Here is a 20,963-nt window from a genome sequence, read left to right as displayed (position 1 = left end):
TATAAAAATTACTAATTAATTTTCAGCACTCAAAATCCAATATGCTTTTAACTTCTTAACTGCTTTGTGTGGTATTTCAGGCTAAAATTAATAATATTCCACTACTAAATTAAATATAATTCACTAACTTTCATACTCATAAGCTGAGTATATCTGAGCTTGTCAAGCTTTTTAACAACCAATTTAAAATGTTAGTTCATGAAAATATCGTTTGAAAAAAAAATCTTACTTGGGTTTGTCATAAATGTGTTGGTCATCATGGCTTCGGGATGGGTTTTTATTTCGCGTCTTGACGAAGATAGAGATCCAGCGATGGACTCCTTATTAGAGTGGATAGAGGTTTCTTTATTTGTTCTATCGATTAGTTTATTAGTCGTTGTCTACTTTATAATTCATTCGCAATTAAAAGCTAGAAAAATATCGGATAAGCTTCTTTTTGATAATAAACAATTGCTTCAATCTATTATTGACAATACATCCAATCCTATTTTCATAAAAAAAATAAACGGAGAATATCTTTTGATCAATAAACAATTTGGTGATTTATTTGAAATATCGAATGATCAAATCATAGGAAAAACAGATCATGATTTTTTACCCGCAGCTGCTGCTGACGCCTACAGAAACTCAGATATTGAGGTGGTAAAAAAACTGCGCGAATTAAAAACTGAAGAAACAATACAGCAAAAAGATGGTCCGCATACCTACATCGCAGTAAAATTCCCGTTATATGATTCAACAGGAAGGATATATGCCATCGGGGGAATATCTACTGATATAACCGAAAGAAAAAAAATGGAAGAGTCCTTAGATGCATCCGGTAAATTCTTTAATATGTCGGCAGAAATGATGATTATTGCTACCTCCACAAAATTCATTAAAGTAAACCCGGCTACAATTAAAATTTTAGGATACTCTGAAGAGGAGCTCTTAAGCCAACCTTTTCTCAACTTTGTGTATCAAGAAGATAAAAACAACACTCAAGGTGAGGTTATTAAACTTGAAAGCGGTGCTGTTACCACACAATTTAAAAATAGATATATCTGTAAAGACGGATCAATCAAATGGATTAAGTGGTCTACTTTTCCAGATGTAAAGACAGGATTATTGTATGCCGTTGCCAGCGATGTTACTCAATTAGTAGAAAATGAAGAGTCATTAAAAGCAGCCGATAATTTTTTTAATATCTCTCTAGAAATTATGATTATTGCATCGAGAGAAAAATTTGAAAAAATAAATCCTGCGATGGTTAAAACCTTAGGATATGCTGAAGCGGATTTATTAAAACATCCTTTCCTCGATTTTGTACATCCTGATGATAAGGAGAATACACAAAAGGAGATTGAGACACTTAGAAAAGGCTCTCTGACACTCGAGTTTAAAAACAGATGGATTTGCAAAGACGGCACTATTAAATGGCTTGTATGGTCTGCCGTAGTGGAACCAACTACTGGTTTAATGTATGCAGTAGCACGAGATATTACCGAACTTATTAAATTAGAACAAGAGCAACAACTAGCCATTGATGACCTCTACGAAAACGAGGAAAAATTGCGATTGATTTTAGAGAATATCGGTGAAGGAGTTATCGTTGCAAATGCTGATAAAAAAGTAGTCATGGCTAATTATGTCGCCAATGAGATCTTTGGAATTGAAAAAGACGATCTTATATCGTCTAATATTTCAGATCATTTTGAACTTTACTTCCCAGATGAAAAAACAATTTTTCCTTCACAAAACTTACCCATGGAACGTGCATTAAACGGCGAAGTTACAAATGATATTGATATTGTGCTTTGGGACGCTGCCAAACGCGAAAAAAAACGAGTACTTATCAGCGGAAGACCATTAATAGATTTAGAAGATAATGTTGTTGCCGCCGTGGTTACTATAAAAGACATCAGTAAATACAAGCACTTAGAAGAAGAACTAAAAAAAACAGAAACAAAGTACCGACAATTAATCGGTTTTAGAAAAACGGAAGAAAAGAAAGAGGACGATACTAAAGAAGAAGACGGTAAAGAAAATGAATCTAAACTCGGAAATTAGTTTAATTTCTTTGTAGCGTCAACAAGACACTGCTTAACATTCCCAAACCATTCTTCTCTAAGAATACTTAAAATAATAGTATCACGTCGCACATCGCTATTATAAGTTGGCATATGATTGCGCAAAATCCCCTCTTCCTTACAACCGATGCTTTTCATCGCGGCTATACTTCTTTTATTATCGTTATCAGCTCTAAACTCGACACGTTCCACTTCAAGTGTTTCAAAAGCAAATTGTAATAATAAAAGTTTACAATGTTTGTTTAATCCTGTTCCTCTAAAAGCTGCGCCGTACCAAGTATAGCCTAACTGCAGTGTTTTATAAGCAATATTAATATCATAAAAACGAGTGCTGCCCGCATATTTCCCAGACTTTTTATCAATAACAATAAACGGAAACTCTGTTTTTCTTTCTTTGGCCGCTAATGCAATTTGAATGTAATTTTCTAAATTCTCTTTTCCGTTTGCAGGCACTAAAGAATACTTCCATGTATCAGGCTCATTAATTGAAAAATCTAATAAATTATCGAAATCAGTTTCCAGAAGCGGACGAAGTAAAACCGCTTCATTTTCAAGAATTAAGTCAGGGAAAGAATCAAAATTCATTTGCTAATTATCAGATATGAGTATGACTGCAGTTTTTACTTCTATTAATGTATTCTGAATTTGTATTTTACAAACTACTACTATTCCGGATTATACATTTCGTCATAGCGCATTGGTACTTGCGGGTCATACAATGGGCATTTAAATTCTTCCATTATATTCACTAGCTGATCCATTGTTTTCCCTTCGGTACCATAGCAATCAATCATAATACTTTGTGGAGTTGTTAGTACTTGAAAGGCTCCTGGACCACTATTGTTTTTCCAACTATTCTCATCTACCTTTTCCCACTTTGAAAATACAGAAGCTATTCTATTCAAAATTACTTGAACAGGAAGTTCTTCTAGGCCTTCAATAGTTGTTTCTTCATCGAGAGCTTCATAAACTTCTTGATGGTTTAAGTAAACCTCCTCTAAATATTTCCAAAAAATTAATTCGTACATATCATTGTGTTTTTAGCCCCGATTGCAGTGTAAATCCTTTATATTTTTTCTTTAAAAATATAAAGATTGCAACGAAAAGCGGGATTAGCTCCTAAAAAATAGTGGCTTAAATTAATATTCGAAAGTTCCGTATTCGCTGGTGATTGTCAATTTTTTAGTATTGGCTGCTTCTACCCTTCCTACGATTTGTGCATCGACGTTGAACGATTTTGAAATAGCGATAATATCTTGGGCAACTGCTTCAGGAACATATAATTCCATTCGGTGACCACAGTTAAAAACTTGGTACATTTCTTTCCAATCCGTTTTAGATTGTTCTTGTATCAACTTAAATAAAGGAGGGACTGGGAATAAATTATCTTTTATAATGTGAAGATTTTCTACAAAATGCAGAATTTTCGTCTGTGCTCCTCCACTGCAATGTACCATACCATGAATCGATTCAGCATCATATTGATCTAAAATTTTCTTGATAATAGGCGCATAAGTACGAGTAGGGGAAAGTACTAATTGTCCAGCGTCGATAGGAGAATTCTCTACCGCATCAGTCAATTTTACCTGTCCTGAATAGATTAAATCTTCGGGAACTGCCGCATCGTAACTTTCTGGATATTTGGTAGCCAAATATTTCCCAAATACATCATGACGTGCTGATGTTAAGCCGTTGCTTCCCATACCGCCATTATAGCTTTTTTCGTAAGTAGCCTGACCAAAAGAAGCCAAACCTACAATCACATCACCTGCTTTGATATTAGCATTATCAATGACTTTAGAACGTTTCATTCGAGCTGTAACGGTAGAATCTACGATTATTGTACGAACGATATCTCCCACATCGGCGGTTTCTCCACCCGTAGAATGAATCGTCACCCCAAAAGAATCCAATTCTTTAATAAGTTCTTCTGTTCCATTAATAATAGCCGAAATTACATCAGCAGTTATCAAGTTTTTATTTCTACCAATTGTTGAAGAAAGTAATATATTATCTGTTGCACCAACGCATAATAAATCATCAATATTCATGATTAAAGCATCTTGGGCAATTCCTTTCCATACTGAGATATCTCCTGTTTCTTTCCAGTACATATAAGCCAAAGAGGATTTAGTTCCTGCTCCATCAGCATGCATAATCAAACAATATTCTTCATCTTGGGTAAGATAATCAGGCACAATTTTACAAAATGCTTGAGGAAACAATCCTTTATCAATATTTTTTATGGCGTTATGCACATCTTCTTTGGATGCCGAAACACCGCGAAGTGCATATCGTTTGCTAGTATCTGAACTCATGTAGTAATTTTTGTTGTGTGTGGCAAAGATACTAATTACATTTAGGATTTCAGAATTAGGGTTTAGGATTTATTTTACTATTTTTTGACAATCATAATTTCTACTCTCCTATTCGCAACTCTTTCTTTCTCATTTCTCTCTGGCACTAAATAAATTGGTCTGCTACTCCCAAAACCAATGTGTGAAAGTCGTTCTTTTTCGATTCCGTTTTTGATTAAAATATCATATATTTTCTTGGCTCGTGCAGCAGAAATTATATCATTCGCTTCCTTAGGTTGACAGCAAATATGTCCATGAATCTCAATTGTCAGATTTTTGTTTTTTATTAATAGAGCAAGTAAATCAAATAAAGCAGGCCTCGATTCAGGCAGTAATATGTCACTGGAGTCGAAAAAGTTTATATTCTCTAATTTTAAAAGGTCTCCTGTTTTGGAGCCCTCTACTACTTTTTCAATAACAGTCTTTTTTAAATCTTCTTTTTTGGTTGTTAGCGGTTTTACAGTTTTAAAAAAGATTTCAACTTTTCGGTTTTCACTTTGTGTTTTGGAATGTAAAAAGTCTTCCCCATAACTAACTAATTCTAATTTTTCATTAATCAGAACTTGATTCGAATTCAAAAGAGAAAGCACATTATCAATCCTCCTTTTAGACAATTCCTTATTGTATGAGTTACTATCAACACTATCACAAAATCCATGAATTTTTACGACTTCTTTGTCTTTTCCATTCTTCAACCATTTTTCGAATTCCTTACTCGATTTTTCATTAATAACGTCTTTACTAAAATCAAAATATAATTCTAGCTTTTCTTGTGCTGATAAAGCCATTATATTAAAGAAAAACAACAGTATAAAGGACTTTATTTTCATATGGAAAATTTAATCGTTATTCATAAACTAACGTACAAGAAAACAAAATCGTATAATAAACCTGAAAAAGTTCGTAAAACCTGCTGGGTAAAAAAAACCTTTAATACTAGTTACAAACATTCTAACTTAAATACTTAATTATAATTGACCTTTCTTTCCATAAAAATGCCCCAGAAAAGCGCCTAACTTTTTGAGGCAATTTACTATGACAACTTTGTTTAGCTTGGGTGTTAACTTTAAGAAAGCGTTTAATGCAAATCCTGCAATTTCATAGGAGTTAAAGAAACGAAAAATGCCCATCCGATTCGGATAGGCATTTTTAATTATTAAGATTGGATGCTTACTATTTTGTAAACAACAACTCTCTGTATTTAGTTAAAGTCCATAATTCATTGTCAACTAGTAACTCCAGTTTATCGCAATGCTCGCGAATAATCTCAAAATATGGTTTTACTTTATCACAATAAGCCTCAGCCATTTCCTGACCATCAGTCAATACATTTGCTTTCTTTCTTTCGTTAGTCATCTTCACTACATTAGAATTGATTCCTTCTATATGCTTAGAAATGTCTTTGATCAAAATAATTTGTTCTTTAGCGATTTTTTCGAAATCAGCTCCAAAGATATTTTTCAAGCCACTTACATTTTCAATCAAGGTATTTTGGTAACGAATAGCAGTTGGAATTACGTGGTTTGTTGCTATATCACCTAAAACTCTACCTTCAATTTGAATTTTCTTAGTGTACTCTTCTAATTCTATTTCGTAACGAGCTTCTACCTCAACATGGTTCATAATACCAAGACCAGCGAACAAATCTAAGGCTTGTTGGGATGCTCTAGCTTTCAAAGCCAGTGGAGTGGTTTTAAAGTTACTCAAACCTCTTTTTTCAGCTTCAATTTCCCAAGCTTCACTATAACCATCTCCTTCAAAAAGGATTCTTTTAGAATGCTTGATGTATTCTCTCAACACATTGAAAATCGCATCGTCTTTCTTCATGTCTTTAGATTCAATCAGAGCATCAACCTCTTTCTTGAAATCTTGCAATTGTTTTCCAACAATAGCATTCAATGTCGTCATTGAATTGGAACAGTTAGAATTTGAACCTACCGCTCTAAACTCAAATTTATTTCCTGTAAAGGCAAATGGTGAAGTTCTGTTTCTATCTGTATTGTCTAAAAGAACGTCTGGAATTTTACCTACAACGTTTAATTTTAAATCTGTTTTTTCTTCTGGAGATAATTTACCAGCTGTTACACCTTCTAATTCATCTAAAACTTTTGTCAATTGCTCACCAATAAATACAGAGATAATTGCCGGTGGCGCTTCATTTGCTCCTAATCTATGGTCATTTCCTGCAGTTGCAATAGCTCCTCTTAATAAAGATTCATTATCGTGTACTGCTTTAATCGTATTGATAAAGAAAGTCAAAAACTGTAAATTGCTCATTGGCGTTTTACTTGGACTCAACAAGTTTACACCTGTATCTGTCGCTAGCGACCAGTTATTATGTTTCCCAGAACCATTTACTCCTTTGAAAGGTTTTTCATGGAACAACACTTTAAAATCATGACGTTCCGCCACTTTTTGCATTACATCCATCAACAAACAGTTGTGATCTACAGCAAGATTTGTTTCTTCGAAAATAGGTGCTAATTCAAATTGATTTGGCGCAACTTCATTATGACGGGTTTTTACTGGTATTCCAAGTAACATACATTCTTGCTCAAGATCTCTCATGTAAGTAAGTGCACGTGTAGGAATTGAACCAAAATAATGGTCATCTAATTGTTGTCCTTTGGCAGAAGTATGCCCTAACAATGTTCTTCCTGTCATCATAAGGTCAGGACGAGAAAGTGCCAACGCACTATCGATTAAGAAATATTCTTGCTCCCATCCTAAGGTTGCAGTAACTTTCTTTACATTTTTATCGAAATATTTACAAACGTCTGTAGCTGCATCATCAATAACTTGTAATGCACGCAACAAAGGTGTTTTATAATCTAATGCTTCTCCTGTGTAAGAGATAAAAACCGTTGGAATACATAAGGTACTTCCAAAAATAAATGCTGGAGACGTAGGATCCCAAGCTGTATATCCTCTTGCTTCAAAAGTATTTCTAATTCCTCCATTAGGAAAACTAGATGCATCTGGTTCTTGTTGTACTAATTGTGCTCCACCTAGCTTCTCTACAGGATCACTTCCATCATAAGAAGTTTCGAAGAAAGCATCATGCTTTTCAGCAGTTGTACCTGTAAGTGGTTGAAACCAGTGTGTATAATGAGTCACTCCTTTAGATAAGGCCCACTCTTTCATACCCATTGCAACATAATCAGCTAATTTTCTATCTATTTTTGTTCCATGCTGAACTGCACCTTGAACTCCTTTAAAAGCATCTGAAGTTAAATATTGCCTCATTGCTTTATCATTAAACACATTTGTGCCGAAAAGTTCCGATTTTCTACCGGCTTCTTCAAATTTAATTGGCTTTCTTGTTGATGCTTCTCTCAAAGCTTGGAAACGTATTGTTGACATAAAAATTATATTTATAAAATTAAACCCCTATCATTATAGTGCAAATATAATTTAAAAATGATTTTTATAATATACTACCTCCATTTTTTTAGGGTGCAATTCGAAAAATTATCATATTCTTAAAATATCTATTAATTAATGACAACCTATTAATTTTACACTCTCCTATTTTCATATTGCTATTTCAATTAAATAAGAATAATCTTTATATTTAAAAAAACTCAACTTTATATAAATAAATATCGCAGTTAACAATCAAAAAGTATCTTTGTAAATCTATAAAAAAACTCAATTTATGATTGTCTGGATCTGCTTTATCATTGCAATTTTACTATTTCTAGCCTTAGATTTAGGCGTATTTAATAAAACTCCTCATATTATTAGTACTAAGGAGGCTAGTAAATGGACGGGGATATGGGTAACCATCTCCTTTCTTTTCTCGGGAGTAGTTTACTGGTTGTACAGCAATAATTACGTTGCAAATCCAGATGAATTAAAACCTTTAGCGGCCTCAATAAAGTTTATTACCGGTTATTTAATCGAATTATCACTAAGTGTTGATAACATATTTGTCATCGCAATCATCTTTTCTGCCTTCAAAATCCCTAAAAAATACCAGCATCGGGTTTTATTCTGGGGAATTATTGGGGCAATCGTTTTCAGAGGTATAATGATTTACTTTGGCGTTTTGTTGATTAACAAATTCGCTTGGACCACTTACCTCTTTGGTGCTTTCTTATTTTATACCGCAGTAAAAATGCTTTTTAACGGCGACGAAAAAGAATTTGAGCCTAAAAAATCCCTAGTTTATCGTGTATTAAAAAAGGTCATTCCTGTAACTACTCATATAGATGGCGAACACTTTTTTGTAAAAAGAAAACACATCACGGCAGCCACGCCTTTATTTGTAGCGTTAATTGTGATTGAGGTAATGGATGTGATTTTTGCTTTAGATAGTGTTCCTGCTATCTTAGCGATTACCAGTGATCCTTTTTTAGTTTTTAGCTCTAATATTTTTGCGATTCTAGGCTTGCGATCGATGTACTTCTTTTTAGCAAATATGCTGGAGAAATTCAAATATTTAGAGTTTAGCCTTATTGCAATTCTAAGTTTTGTAGGTCTTAAAATGTTACTGCATGATTTTATCGAAATCCCAGAATGGGGTTCACTAGCATTTATTGCCGTTTCTTTGATTATGGGAATTGTAGTTTCCCTAAGAATGAGTAAAAAGGAGAATGTAGAAGAGAACAAATAAAATTTTCTTTGGCAATTTTTAATACAAGCATAAAAAAAAGGAAATCCGAGGATTTCCTTTTTTTTGTTATACTCACAATATTAAAAATTAATATTCTGTATTTGGCTTTCCTTTATATTTAAGGCGGCCATGACATCGGCATAGTTATTTTTGTTAATTGAAGTAGAAAAGCTACCTGGAACAATTACTATTCGAAAGGTTTGATTCTTTATGTATTGCGGTGTTGTACTAATGTTATAATTACCACCTGCATAAATCGTAAAATCTTTTTTACTAAAATCAAAATCGTAGTCTAATTCGCCTTCGGTTAGAAAAAGAGTTCTGGGTATAAGCTGCCAAATTGGAGTATTAACATCAACAGTACCAGTCATTCTATATATCAGTACATTGTCAGACTCAAATATTTGGGGAGTTAATGTTCTATAGATCGTATATCCGTCGGTCGCATTAAAACTAAAATCAACATTCTTAAGTTCGAATACTTCGGCTAGTAATCCATCTTGTCCATTAAGTCCGTCAAATCCTGGAGGACCTTCTGGTCCTGAACAACTTGAAATGAAAATCATTCCAATGACTGCTAATATTGCGCTAATCTTTTTCATAACTATATTTTTTAAATGGTTGTTTTTATTATAAATTATATGGTTCATTAATTGTACCAAAGTTAATTATTTAATCAATTACCTGATATCTAATCCGGCATTTATACTGAGAGTTACAACGAACCCTGCCTACCTTTTCTTTATGATGTAAAAAAGGAAACCTTTGAGTTCCCTTTTTTTACTTTTACTTTATTAAAGATCAATTTTCTGAATTTGACTATCTTTTATATTTAAGGTAGTAATCACATCCGAGTAACTTTTTTTGTTGATTGACTTAGCATAATTTCCCGGTACAATTACAATTCGGATTACCTGATTGAGTCTAAAATTCGTAGACACGTACTGTAAATCATTTCCAATCATGTAAATATTTACATCGCGATTAGTATAATCAAATCGATACCCAAAATCCAATGTTCCATCATTAAAATAATAGGTTTCCGGTAATAATTGCCATACATCCCCTTGAGAATTAGATCCAGATAATCGATACGTTAGCACCACATCTGAAGAATAAATTGGTGGATTAAGGGTTACAAACCTACTGAAATTATTATTCGAGTTAAATGAAGTGGTTACTTCGAAAACTTCGGTCGTAGGGACAGGCGCAATTTCAAAACTACCTGATGTGGTGCAACTTTGCAAAGTCAACAACCCTGCAATGGCTAAAAGTGTAATTATCTTTTTCATGTTTTTAATATTATGGGTTTCCTTTCTTCCCTATATTCACGAATTGTGCCAAAATTTATTTTGTGATTATTATGCAACTGTAAATTATAGATAAAAAACTCAAACCAAGCTGGCTAAAGCTAGTCTTTACAAAGGATTATCGACTTACAAAGTAGTTCTATTTTTTTTCAGAAATTGGTAATTCACTAAAATATTTGATTTTCCAGATGAAAAATTTGTAGTTAAAAGCCATGCGACTAAATCCTCTTTCATGAGACTGGAGGGCTGAAGTAAATTGGCTAAATAAACTTCATCATCTAAACCGCTTGAAGACATTCATCCTTTTTGGGAATCCAGACTTTAGACGAAAAAGAGACAAATATTGTATTGACTGTGATACTATAAATTAAATTTCAGGAGGAACCACCCATTTCAAAACTGAACAAGACCAAAAAAGCATCCGCTTTAGACGGATGCTTTTAATTAAAAACTCGTTAAATTACTTATTTGGAAGACATTACTTTTTTAGTACTACTTCCTCTATCAGTAGCCAATTTCACAATATAAACTTGTTCTTGACCTCTTTTTACATTAAGATTAAGTACAACTTCTTTGCCTAAATAACTATTGTTATCTAATTGAGAATGCACTTTACCACCACGAGCATCAAACACTTCAATTTTCACTTTAGAAACATAATCGAAACCATAAGTGATGGTTAACTTATCTTCAAAAGGCACTGGATTAGCTGTAAAACCAGCTAGTTCTGTTGTTTTATCAGCTGTAATTTTAGCACTTATACCAGATAAGTCTCCTGTACAACGTTCAACATTATAACCCATAAATATTTTACAACCATCAAAAGCATTGTTGATCGCATCTACAACACTTGCTATTTGTGAAAGTGAAACACCTGCAGGTAATTCTGCTCCTCCTAATGATTGATTAGCCAAAATAAATAATTTTTGAATTGTTGGATTAGGACCTAAGGCAGTAACAACAGCTCCATCAATGGAAGTGTAATGGTAATCATTAGTCACACCTATAAAATTCCCTAATGCATCGTAATTACAAATACGCGTTTTCGGAATATCTGAACCGCAACCACCTTCAGAATCAGCAGTCACCAACATACCTCCTTGCAATACAAAACCACCAAGAGCTCCATTTATTCCTATATTAAGACCTAAAGTTGTTGTTTGAGCCAATAAAGTATTGTTTAGAGTTCCTTTTTTAGTCAAATAACTACCAGGTAACACATCAACGCTTACGATATAACTACCAGTTAATGCGTAGCTGCCGCCACCGCCTCCAGGTAGAAGGTCTATTATGGCTTGTACACCAGCAACAGTATTTGGAAATTTTAAATTATTTGTTACGGAACCTATTGTCATAGTACCTCCATAAGAAGCTAAAGCTTTTGCTATTAGTTCTTTTGTAGTGTATTTACTAAAAATACCTCCATCAGGAGCGCATGACATTCCTCCAAGATTCCCATAGTACCCTTGAGTATAAGTACATAGGGCTTTGGCACAAATTTGAACAGTTACTAAAGCTATATCAGTGGCAGTACATCCATTAGCTGGATTAGTAACCGTCAGTGTATAGGTACCAGCTGCATTTACTGTAGGTGTAGCTGTATTTGCTCCAGAAACAATGTTTCCACCATTACTTGCAACCCAAGCAAATGTTGCTCCTGCTGTTGTAGATGAACCAGATAGAATTGCAGTAGTACTACTACATAAAATCTGAGTATCTACTCCTGCATTTGCATTAGGCGCAGTATTGTTTAAAGTCACTAAGGCCACATCAGTAGCAGTACATCCATTAGCTGGATTAGTAACGGTTAAGGTATACGTACCGGCTGCATTAACTGTTGGTGTAGCTGAATTAGCTCCAGAAACGATAAATCCGCCATTACTAGCAATCCATGAGAATGTTGCATCTGCTGTGGAGGACGAACCACTCAAAGCAATTGAAGTGATGGTACAAGTCAATACTTTATCGGCTCCTGCATTTGCATTAGGCGCAGTATTATTTAAGGTTACTAAGGCCACATCAGTAGCAGTACATCCATTAGCTGGATTAGTAACGGTTAAGGTATACGTACCAGCTGAATTAACTGTTGGTGTAGCTGAATTAGCTCCGGAAACGATAAATCCGCCATTACTAGCAATCCATGAGAATGTTGCATCTGCTGTGGAGGACGAACCACTCAAAGCAATTGAAGTGATGGTACAAGTCAATACTTTATCGGCTCCTGCATTTGCATTAGGCGCAGTATTGTTTAAGGTTACTAAGGCCACATCAGTAGCAGTACATCCATTAGCTGGATTAGTAACGGTTAAGGTATACGTACCAGCTGCATTTACGGTTGGTGTTGCTGAATTAGCTCCAGAAACGATAAATCCGCCATTGCTAGCAATCCAAGAGAATGTAGCTCCCGCTGTTGTAGACGAACCACTCAAGACAATTGAAGTAACAGTGCAAGTCAATACTTTATCCGCTCCTGCATTTGCATTTGGTGTATTAGCATCGAGAGTTACTACGGCCACATCAGTAGCAGTACATCCATTAGCTGGATTAGTAACGGTTAAGGTATACGTACCAGCTGAATTAACTGTTGGTGTAGCCGAATTAGCTCCAGAAACAATATTTCCGCCATTACTAGCTGCCCAAGAGAAAGTAGCTCCCGCTGTTGTCGAAGAACCGCTCAAGGCGATTGAAGAGATGGAACAAGTCAAGACTTTATCGGCTCCTGCATTAGCATTAGGCGCAGTATTGTTTAAAGTTACTAAGGCCACATCAGTAGCAGTACATCCATTAGCTGGATTAGTAACGGTTAAGGTATACGTACCAGCTGCATTAACTGTTGGTGTAGCTGAATTAGCTCCAGAAACGATAAATCCGCCATTACTAGCAATCCATGAAAATGTTGCATCTGCTGTGGAGGACGAACCACTCAAAGCAATTGAAGTGATGGAACAAGTCAAGACTTTATCGGCTCCTGCATTAGCATTAGGCGCAGTATTGTTTAAGGTTACTAAGGCCACATCAGTAGCAGTACATCCATTAGCTGGATTAGTAACGGTTAAGGTATACGTACCAGCTGCATTTACGGTTGGTGTTGCTGAATTAGCTCCAGAAACGATAAATCCGCCATTGCTAGCAATCCAAGAGAATGTAGCTCCCGCTGTTGTAGACGAACCACTCAAGACAATTGAAGTTACCGTACAAGTCAATACTTTATCCGCTCCTGCATTTGCATTTGGTGTATTAGCATCGAGAGTTACTACGGCCACATCAGTAGCAGTACATCCATTAGCTGGATTAGTAACGGTTAAGGTATACGTACCAGCTGCATTTACTGTTGGTGTAGCTGTTGTAGCTCCAGAAACAATGTTTCCGCCATTACTAGCTGCCCAAGAGAAAGTAGCTCCCGCCGTTGTGGAAGAACCACTCAAGGCGATTGAAGTTACCGTACAAGTCAAGACTTTATCGACTCCTGCATTTGCATTTGGTAGCGTATTGTTTAACGTCACTAAGGCTACATCAGTAGCGGTACATCCATTTACTGGATCAGTAACTGTTAAGGTATACGTACCCGCTGCATTAACTGTTGGTGTAGCTGAATTAGCTCCGGAAACAATGTTTCCGCCATTGCTGGCAACCCAAGAGAAAGTAGCGTCTGCTGTTGTAGACGAACCACTCAAGGCGATTGAAGTTATAGCGCAAGTCAACACTTTATCATCACCTGCATTTGCATTTGGTGGTGTCACATTCACAGTAACCATGACCTCATCAGTATTACTACAAACTGTACCTGTCTTAGTTTTAGTTACAGTATAAGTGGTATTTACTAGAGGATTAGCCATTGGATTACTTATAGAGGCATTACTCAAACCAGTAGCCGGCGACCACGAATAAGTAAATCCTGCTTCTGGAGTTTCTCCTATTTGTTTACCATTTGGATTTGTTGTACATGTTTTAGTAAAGTCTGCTCCTGCATTAGCGACTGGAATTAAATTCAAACTTAATTGAATTGGTGCTCCTGGAAAATCTTTTAGTTCAGATTGAGAAGAACTTCCTGAAGACCTTGTTCTAATAAATAGTGTACTAACATTAAAGCATGGGTCATTAGGACTAGTTTGTCTAAATACTTCAGACAGATTAATAGCTCCTTCTGCCCATTGATTAGGTGCATAAGTGCCTGGGATTGTACCGTAAGCATCAAAAGGAACTGTTGTTGTAACATTGTTGTTTGTACAAAAAATATTCCCCGGGAAAGAGCTGTTAGAGATAACAACATATTCATAACCTCCCCCAGCTTTTGCTTTCCAGGTTCGAATAACCACAGTTGCCTCACCACCACCTTGAGTAAATTCTATAGTAATCAATATGTCTCCCACTGTACGACCGCCTTGAGTACCCAAACTGGTAAATCCACCACTACCGCCAGAAACTTGAGATGTACCTGTGGTAGGATCAAAGGGACTAAAACTAGCGCCATTTATTGTTAATGGTTTTTGTAAAAACTCAAAATCAATATAGCTACTACCGTTTGTAACCTGACGATCACCTGCAAATAGACACCATAAATCATTGGGGTTTCCCGGTCTACTAGTGCCACTGACAAAAGTTATTCCGTCAACACTCTCTCCTCCTGTTACCCCTGCGCTTCCATAACTGAAATGGGCTCCAGCATTTTGAATCTCATTTTTATTTGGAGAAGATCCTGGTCCCCAAGTATATGTATTGGGGTCATCATTTATTTTATTAGAAGAGGTAAATATTGTTAAATCGTCTGTATATCTATCTTGTAAAAAAAAGGTGAACCCTGGGTAAAGAAGATTACCAGTAGTAAAGTCAAGGACGCCATTATTCGTTACATCTAAAGGATAAGCAGGATTACCAAACTGTCTGTCAAACAAATCCCCTACATTTAAATATAAGGAAGGGCTAGGATTACTTGGCTCATGTGCCCAAGCGTCTCCATCAACTCCAGAACCTGCAATGGGAAATTGTACAGGAACTACTCCTTTTATATTCTGTGCCTCCACTGTATACCCCGCCAGCAATATTAACGCCATAATAAAAGTAATAGCAAGTGACCGGCGCCAAAAACTGGCCCACATACTTGCTAGGAACTCGATAACATTTCTCTCATTAGATTTCAAATTATCTAATTTAGAAATAGTATTTTTCATCAAAAGGTAACTTATTATTTTACCAGAAAAACCATCGAAATTTTTCGAAATTTTATTCTTTTTCATAATAATAGTATTTTTATTCCATAAGTTATATCAAGTAGGAATTTTTAAAAATTTGGGAGAATGACTAATATTCATCTTCAAAAAAATTTGAAGTTCGGGATCGAATAAAATAATGTACAAAGGCTGAATAGTTGATTGATATTTCAATTCTTAAACTAGTTTTTAGTTGGTAGCTTCTATTATAAATTAAAAGTAGGTTGTAACAATGTTTTCAGACTTGGGAAGAAAACTTGTAGTAAAACGAAATCTTCAAAATTGATGAAGAGATTTAGATCTAACTTTAATATTAACAGTAAGTAGGTATCTATTTTAGCTACTTAAAATTATGAAGTAAAGTAGTTAGTAATAGTAAAATGTTATCTCAAAGTTAGATATAAAACAGAAAAAAAAGGAGGAATAAAGGCCTATACAAGACAACGAACGAGTAAAACCGACCAACAACACAATGGATAAAGAAACCCTTTACAAATAAAAAACTATAACATTAATTTACTTGTTAACTTCCTTATTTCCAGTTTATTAGTGAATAATTTACAACTGTTTTTTTAATAATTAAAAACTCTGAAGAACATATACTTTACCTTTTTTTATCAAATAATAGATGATGACACTATTTTATGATCAACTTTGCAGCATTAAAAATTTAAATTAACAATACCATAAAAAGCTATGATAATACTGTTAATGAAAAGTTTAATTATTATTCATACAATTCGTATTAACTGCCTTCAACTATATAAATTAAGTCGAAAAATTGAGTTAATTCCATTATTTTAAAATAAAAAACACACAAATAAAATTAACATTTGTTTTATTCTTTAACATGATTTTTTTTAAAAATAACCTTACTTTAAAGACTACTATTAGAATATATTTTAAAAAAAAGCAGTTAAAAACTATTCGTATTTTGATTCTAATTGGCGAAAGACTAATTAGTAAAATCAAAAAAAAACTTTTTATACTGCGATACTTTTATCTATTTTTAGACTATCGAATAACTCCAAATTTTTTGTATAAAAAAAGCATCCGTGAAAACGGATGCTTTTAAATTAAGATTAATGAATTACACTATTTTCCAGACATCACTTTTTTAGTAGTGTATCCTCTGTCTGTAGTCACTTTCACAATATAAACCTTTTCTTGCTCAATGTTAGAGCTAGGTCTTAAGGTAATTTCTTTGTTTAAGTAACTATTTGTGTCCAATTTAGTAAGTACCACTTTTCCTTGTGCATCAAACATCTCTATTTTTACATCAGAAATGTAATCAAAATCATATTTGATAGTAAGAACATCTTTAAATGGAACAGGATATGCTGTAAAATTAGCTTTTACAGTTGTTGCAGCTGGTTTAGCTAGAGGATCACTAGGGTTACGTAAAGTAACCGTACCGCTAGTAACACAGTTGTTAACATCTTTTACCATCCAATTGTAAACTCCAGCAGATAAATTGCCAAAGAAATTAGATGTTTGATACGTAGATCCACCATTGATGGAGTACATGAATGCACCCGTTCCGCCAGAGGCGTTCAATGTGATCGAACCGTCTCTTAAAGCTTCACAACATGAAGGGTTTACTGCCGCAACAGATACCGAAATTAATTTCGGATTTACTAAGTTGACAGTTCCTTGCATAATACAGCCATTGGCATCTTTTACCATCCATTTGTATTCCCCTGCCATAAGTGCAGTAAATACATTAGATGATTGGTAATTCAATCCATTATCTGCAGAGTACATCAATACCCCTTTTCCTCCTGTTGCTGTGATGGCAAATGAACCGTCGGCTCCTCCATTACATCTAGGATTTGTAGGTGTTGCCGATGCAACAATTAACGCAGGATTAATTAAATTAACCATACCTCTCGAAATACAACCATTGTTCTCTTTTACCGCCCATTTGTATTGACCTGCCACTAAAGCATTAAACACATTAGACGATTGGTAAGTAGCTCCATCATTTATAGAGTACATAAAAGGAGAACTTCCTCCTGCTGCATTAATTGTAATCGAACCATCATTACCTCCATGACATTTAGGACTAACGAGATTGGCAGTAACGATAACAGCTGGCGGAGTAGTCAGAATGAATGTACCTTTCAACAGACAGTTATTAGCGTCTTTCACTCTCCATTTGTATTCTCCTGCCGCAAGGCCATTAAATACGTTTGAAGCTTGATAAGTAACACCTTGATCTATAGAGTACATTAAAGTACCAGTACCTCCAGAAGCGATAATAGTAATCGAACCGTCAGTTCCTTCATGACATTTAGGATTTACAAGAGTTGATGACGCTACTAATAATGGAGGATTGGTTAAAGTAACCGAACCTTTCAAAATACAATTATTAGCATCTTTTACCACCCATTTATATGTACCTGCTAGTAATCCGCTGAATACATTAGATGTTTGATAACTAGATCCATCATTGATGGAATACATCAGTGTTCCTGTACCTCCAGTTGCAGAAATTGTAATTGAACCATCTGGCTCATAACAACATTTTGGATTTACTGGCGTAACATTTGCCGCAATCATTGGCGGAATAGTGATTGTCACCGTACCTGATTTCATACATCCGTTTGCGTCTTTTACTTTCCAAGAATAAGTTCCAGCGGTAAGTCCAGTGAATACTCCTGAAGCAACATAAGTAGCTCCATTATCACTTGAATACATCAGTATACCTGTTCCTCCTGATGCTGTGATGGTAAAGCCTGTATTAGCTACACCGAAGCAAGATGGATTATTGGCTACTGCTGAGGCAGCGATTGCTGTTGGTTGAGTGATAGTAACCGTGCCTTTCAACACGCAGTTGTTAGCATCTTTTACCGCCCATTTGTAGTCTCCTGCAGCTAAGCCGCTGAATACATTCGATGCTTGGTAAGTTTCACCATCATTAGCAGAATACATTAGTATTCCTGTGCCGCCTGAAGCCGTAATAGTGATTGAACCATCGGTTCCTCCATTACATTTAGGACTTACTAGAGCTGCAGATACAGCGATTGCTGTTGGTTGTGTGATAGTAACTGTGCCTTTAAGTATACAGTTATTGGCATCTTTTACCGCCCATTTGTACTCTCCTGCAGCTAAGCCGCTGAATACATTCGATGCTTGGTAAGTTTCACCATCATTAGCAGAATACATTAGTATTCCTGTGCCGCCTGAAGCCGTAATAGTGATTGAACCATCGGTTCCCCCATTACATTTAGGACTTACTAGAGCTGCAGATACTGCAATTGCTGTTGGTTGTGTGATAGTAACTGTGCCTTTCAACACGCAATTGTTAGCATCTTTTACCGCCCATTTGTAGTCTCCTGCAGCTAAGCCGCTGAATACATTCGATGCTTGGTAAGTTTCACCATCATTCGCAGAATACATTAGTATTCCTGTGCCGCCTGAAGCCGTAATAGTGATTGAACCATCGGTTCCTCCATTACATTTAGGACTAACTAGAGCCGCAGATACTGCGATTGCTGTTGGTTGTGTGATAGTAACTGTGCCTTTAAGTATACAGTTATTGGCATCTTTTACCGCCCATTTGTACTCTCCTGCAGCTAAGCCGCTGAATACATTGGATGCTTGGTAAGTTTCACCATCATTAGCGGAATACATTAGTATTCCTGTCCCGCCTGAAGCCGTAATAGTGATTGAACCATCGGTTCCTCCATTACATTTAGGACTTACTAGCGCAGCTGATACTGCGATTGCTGTTGGCTGAGTTATAGTAACTGTTCCTTTCAACACGCAATTGTTAGCATCTTTTACCGCCCATTTGTACTCTCCTGCAGCTAAGCCGCTGAATACATTGGATGCTTGGTAAGTTTCACCATCATTAGCAGAATACATTAGTATTCCTGTGCCGCCTGAAGCCGTAATAGTGATTGAACCATCGGTTCCTCCATTACATTTAGGACTTAATAGCGCAGCTGATACAGCGATTGCTGTTGGTTGTGTGATAGTAATTGTGCCTTTCAACACGCAATTGTTAGCATCTTTTACCGCCCATTTGTACTCTCCTGCAGCTAAGCCGCTGAATACATTCGATGCTTGGTAAGTTTCACCATCATTAGCAGAATACATTAGTATTCCTGTGCCGCCTGAAGCCGTAATAGTGATTGAACCATCGGTTCCTCCATTACATTTAGGACTTAATAGCGCAGCTGATACTGCGATTGCTGTTGGTTGTGTGATAGTAACTGTGCCTTTAAGTATACAGTTATTGGCATCTTTTACCGCCCATTTGTACTCTCCTGCAGCTAAGCCGCTGAATACATTCGATGCTTGGTAAGTTTCACCATCATTAGCAGAATACATTAGTATTCCTGTGCCGCCTGAAGCCGTAATAGTGATTGAACCATCGGTTCCTCCATTACATTTAGGACTTACTAGAGCYGCAGATACTGCGATTGCTGTTGGTTGAGTTATTGTAACTGTGCCTTTCAACACGCAATTATTGGCATCTTTTACCGCCCATCTGTACTCTCCTGCAGCTAAGCCGCTGAATACATTCGATGCTTGATAAGTTTCACCATCATTAGCAGAATACATTAGTATTCCTGTGCCGCCTGAAGCCGTAATAGTGATTGAACCATCGGTTCCTCCATTACATTTAGGACTTACTAGAGCCGCAGATACTGCGATTGCTGTTGGTTGTGTGATAGTAACTGTGCCTTTAAGTATACAGTTATTGGCATCTTTTACCGCCCATTTGTAGTCTCCTGCAGCTAAGCCGCTGAATACATTCGATGCTTGGTAAGTTTCACCATCATTCGCGGAATACATTAGTATTCCTGTCCCGCCTGAAGCCGTAATAGTGATTGAACCATCGGTTCCTCCATTACATTTAGGATTTACCAGAGCTGCAGATACTGCGATTGCTGTTGGTTGTGTGATAGTAACTGTGCCTTTCAACGCGCAATTATTAGCATCTTTTACCGCCCATTTGTAGTCTCCTGCAGCTAAGCCGCTGAATACATTGGATGCTTGGTAAGTTTCACCATCATTAGCGGAATACATTAGTATTCCTGTCCCGCCTGAAGCCGTAATAGTGATTGAACCATCAGTTCCTCCATTACATTTAGGACTTAATAGCGCAGCTGATACAGCGATTGCTGTTGGTTGTGTGATAGTAACTGTGCCTTTAAGTATACAGTTATTGGCATCTTTTACCGCCCATTTGTACTCTCCTGCAGCTAAGCCGCTGAATACATTCGATGCTTGGTAAGTTTCACCATCATTAGCAGAATACATTAGTATTCCTGTGCCGCCTGAAGCCGTAATAGTGATTGAACCATCGGTTCCTCCATTACATTTAGGACTTACTAGAGCCGCAGATACTGCGATTGCTGTTGGTTGAGTTATTGTAACTGTTCCTTTAA

General features: G+C 36.0%; 12 protein-coding genes. 2 read left to right on the top strand and 10 right to left on the bottom strand.

The window, feature by feature from the left end; translation table 11 throughout:
- The first annotated feature begins 198 nt into the window (after positions 1 to 198).
- Positions 199 to 2,049 (top strand): PAS domain-containing protein, encoded by a 1,851-nt coding sequence (locus E0F98_RS12970; RefSeq protein ID WP_132112159.1) that lies wholly within the window; start codon positions 199 to 201, stop codon positions 2,047 to 2,049.
- Here the strand turns inward: E0F98_RS12970 and E0F98_RS12965 are convergent.
- The 5 genes from E0F98_RS12965 to E0F98_RS12945 form a co-directional block, all read right to left on the bottom strand.
- Complete coding sequence (locus tag E0F98_RS12965; RefSeq protein ID WP_132112157.1) at positions 2,046 to 2,654, bottom strand: GNAT family N-acetyltransferase; 609 nt, start codon at positions 2,652 to 2,654, stop codon at positions 2,046 to 2,048. The genes E0F98_RS12970 and E0F98_RS12965 overlap by 4 nt on opposite strands.
- A gap of 80 nt (positions 2,655 to 2,734) precedes the next feature.
- Entirely contained in the window at positions 2,735 to 3,097 is a 363-nt protein-coding gene (locus E0F98_RS12960) for a hypothetical protein (protein ID WP_132112155.1), read from the bottom strand.
- A 111-nt stretch (positions 3,098 to 3,208) separates the two neighbouring features.
- Positions 3,209 to 4,387, bottom strand: coding sequence for an AIR synthase related protein (locus E0F98_RS12955; RefSeq protein WP_132112153.1), 1,179 nt, complete (start codon positions 4,385 to 4,387; stop codon positions 3,209 to 3,211).
- 77 nt (positions 4,388 to 4,464) lie between these two features.
- Positions 4,465 to 5,256: an OmpA family protein gene (locus tag E0F98_RS12950; protein WP_132112151.1), complete on the bottom strand. Its 792-nt coding sequence runs from the start codon at positions 5,254 to 5,256 to the stop codon at positions 4,465 to 4,467.
- 343 nt (positions 5,257 to 5,599) lie between these two features.
- Positions 5,600 to 7,789, bottom strand: a complete 2,190-nt coding sequence (locus E0F98_RS12945; protein ID WP_132112149.1) for a glutamine synthetase III family protein — start codon at positions 7,787 to 7,789, stop codon at positions 5,600 to 5,602.
- Between the two features lie 295 nt (positions 7,790 to 8,084).
- Between E0F98_RS12945 and E0F98_RS12940 the strand changes: the two genes are divergently transcribed.
- Positions 8,085 to 9,044 carry a TerC family protein gene (locus E0F98_RS12940; RefSeq protein ID WP_132112147.1) on the top strand — a complete coding sequence of 320 codons (960 nt, stop codon included), beginning with the start codon at positions 8,085 to 8,087 and terminating at the stop codon, positions 9,042 to 9,044.
- Between the two features lie 80 nt (positions 9,045 to 9,124).
- Here E0F98_RS12940 and E0F98_RS12935 read toward each other — a convergent pair whose 3' ends face one another.
- From E0F98_RS12935 to E0F98_RS12920, 5 genes are all read right to left on the bottom strand, one after another.
- Positions 9,125 to 9,646 (bottom strand): hypothetical protein, encoded by a 522-nt coding sequence (locus tag E0F98_RS12935; protein ID WP_132112145.1) that lies wholly within the window; start codon positions 9,644 to 9,646, stop codon positions 9,125 to 9,127.
- 192 nt (positions 9,647 to 9,838) lie between these two features.
- On the bottom strand, positions 9,839 to 10,336 hold the full coding sequence (locus tag E0F98_RS12930; RefSeq protein WP_132112143.1) for a hypothetical protein: 498 nt from the start codon (positions 10,334 to 10,336) through the stop codon (positions 9,839 to 9,841).
- A gap of 144 nt (positions 10,337 to 10,480) precedes the next feature.
- Positions 10,481 to 10,651, bottom strand: a complete 171-nt coding sequence (locus E0F98_RS16070; RefSeq protein ID WP_165929324.1) for a hypothetical protein — start codon at positions 10,649 to 10,651, stop codon at positions 10,481 to 10,483.
- 167 nt (positions 10,652 to 10,818) lie between these two features.
- Positions 10,819 to 15,588, bottom strand: a complete 4,770-nt coding sequence (locus E0F98_RS12925; protein ID WP_132112141.1) for a hypothetical protein — start codon at positions 15,586 to 15,588, stop codon at positions 10,819 to 10,821.
- 1,068 nt (positions 15,589 to 16,656) lie between these two features.
- Positions 16,657 to 20,963 (bottom strand): T9SS type A sorting domain-containing protein (locus E0F98_RS12920; protein WP_132112139.1); only part of this gene is annotated, 4,307 nt, incomplete at its 5' end.

Origin of the sequence: Flavobacterium hiemivividum (assembly GCF_004349145.1) — a bacterium.
Lineage (GTDB): Bacteria > Bacteroidota > Bacteroidia > Flavobacteriales > Flavobacteriaceae > Flavobacterium > Flavobacterium hiemivividum.
This window is presented reverse-complemented; position numbering and strand designations above follow the sequence as displayed.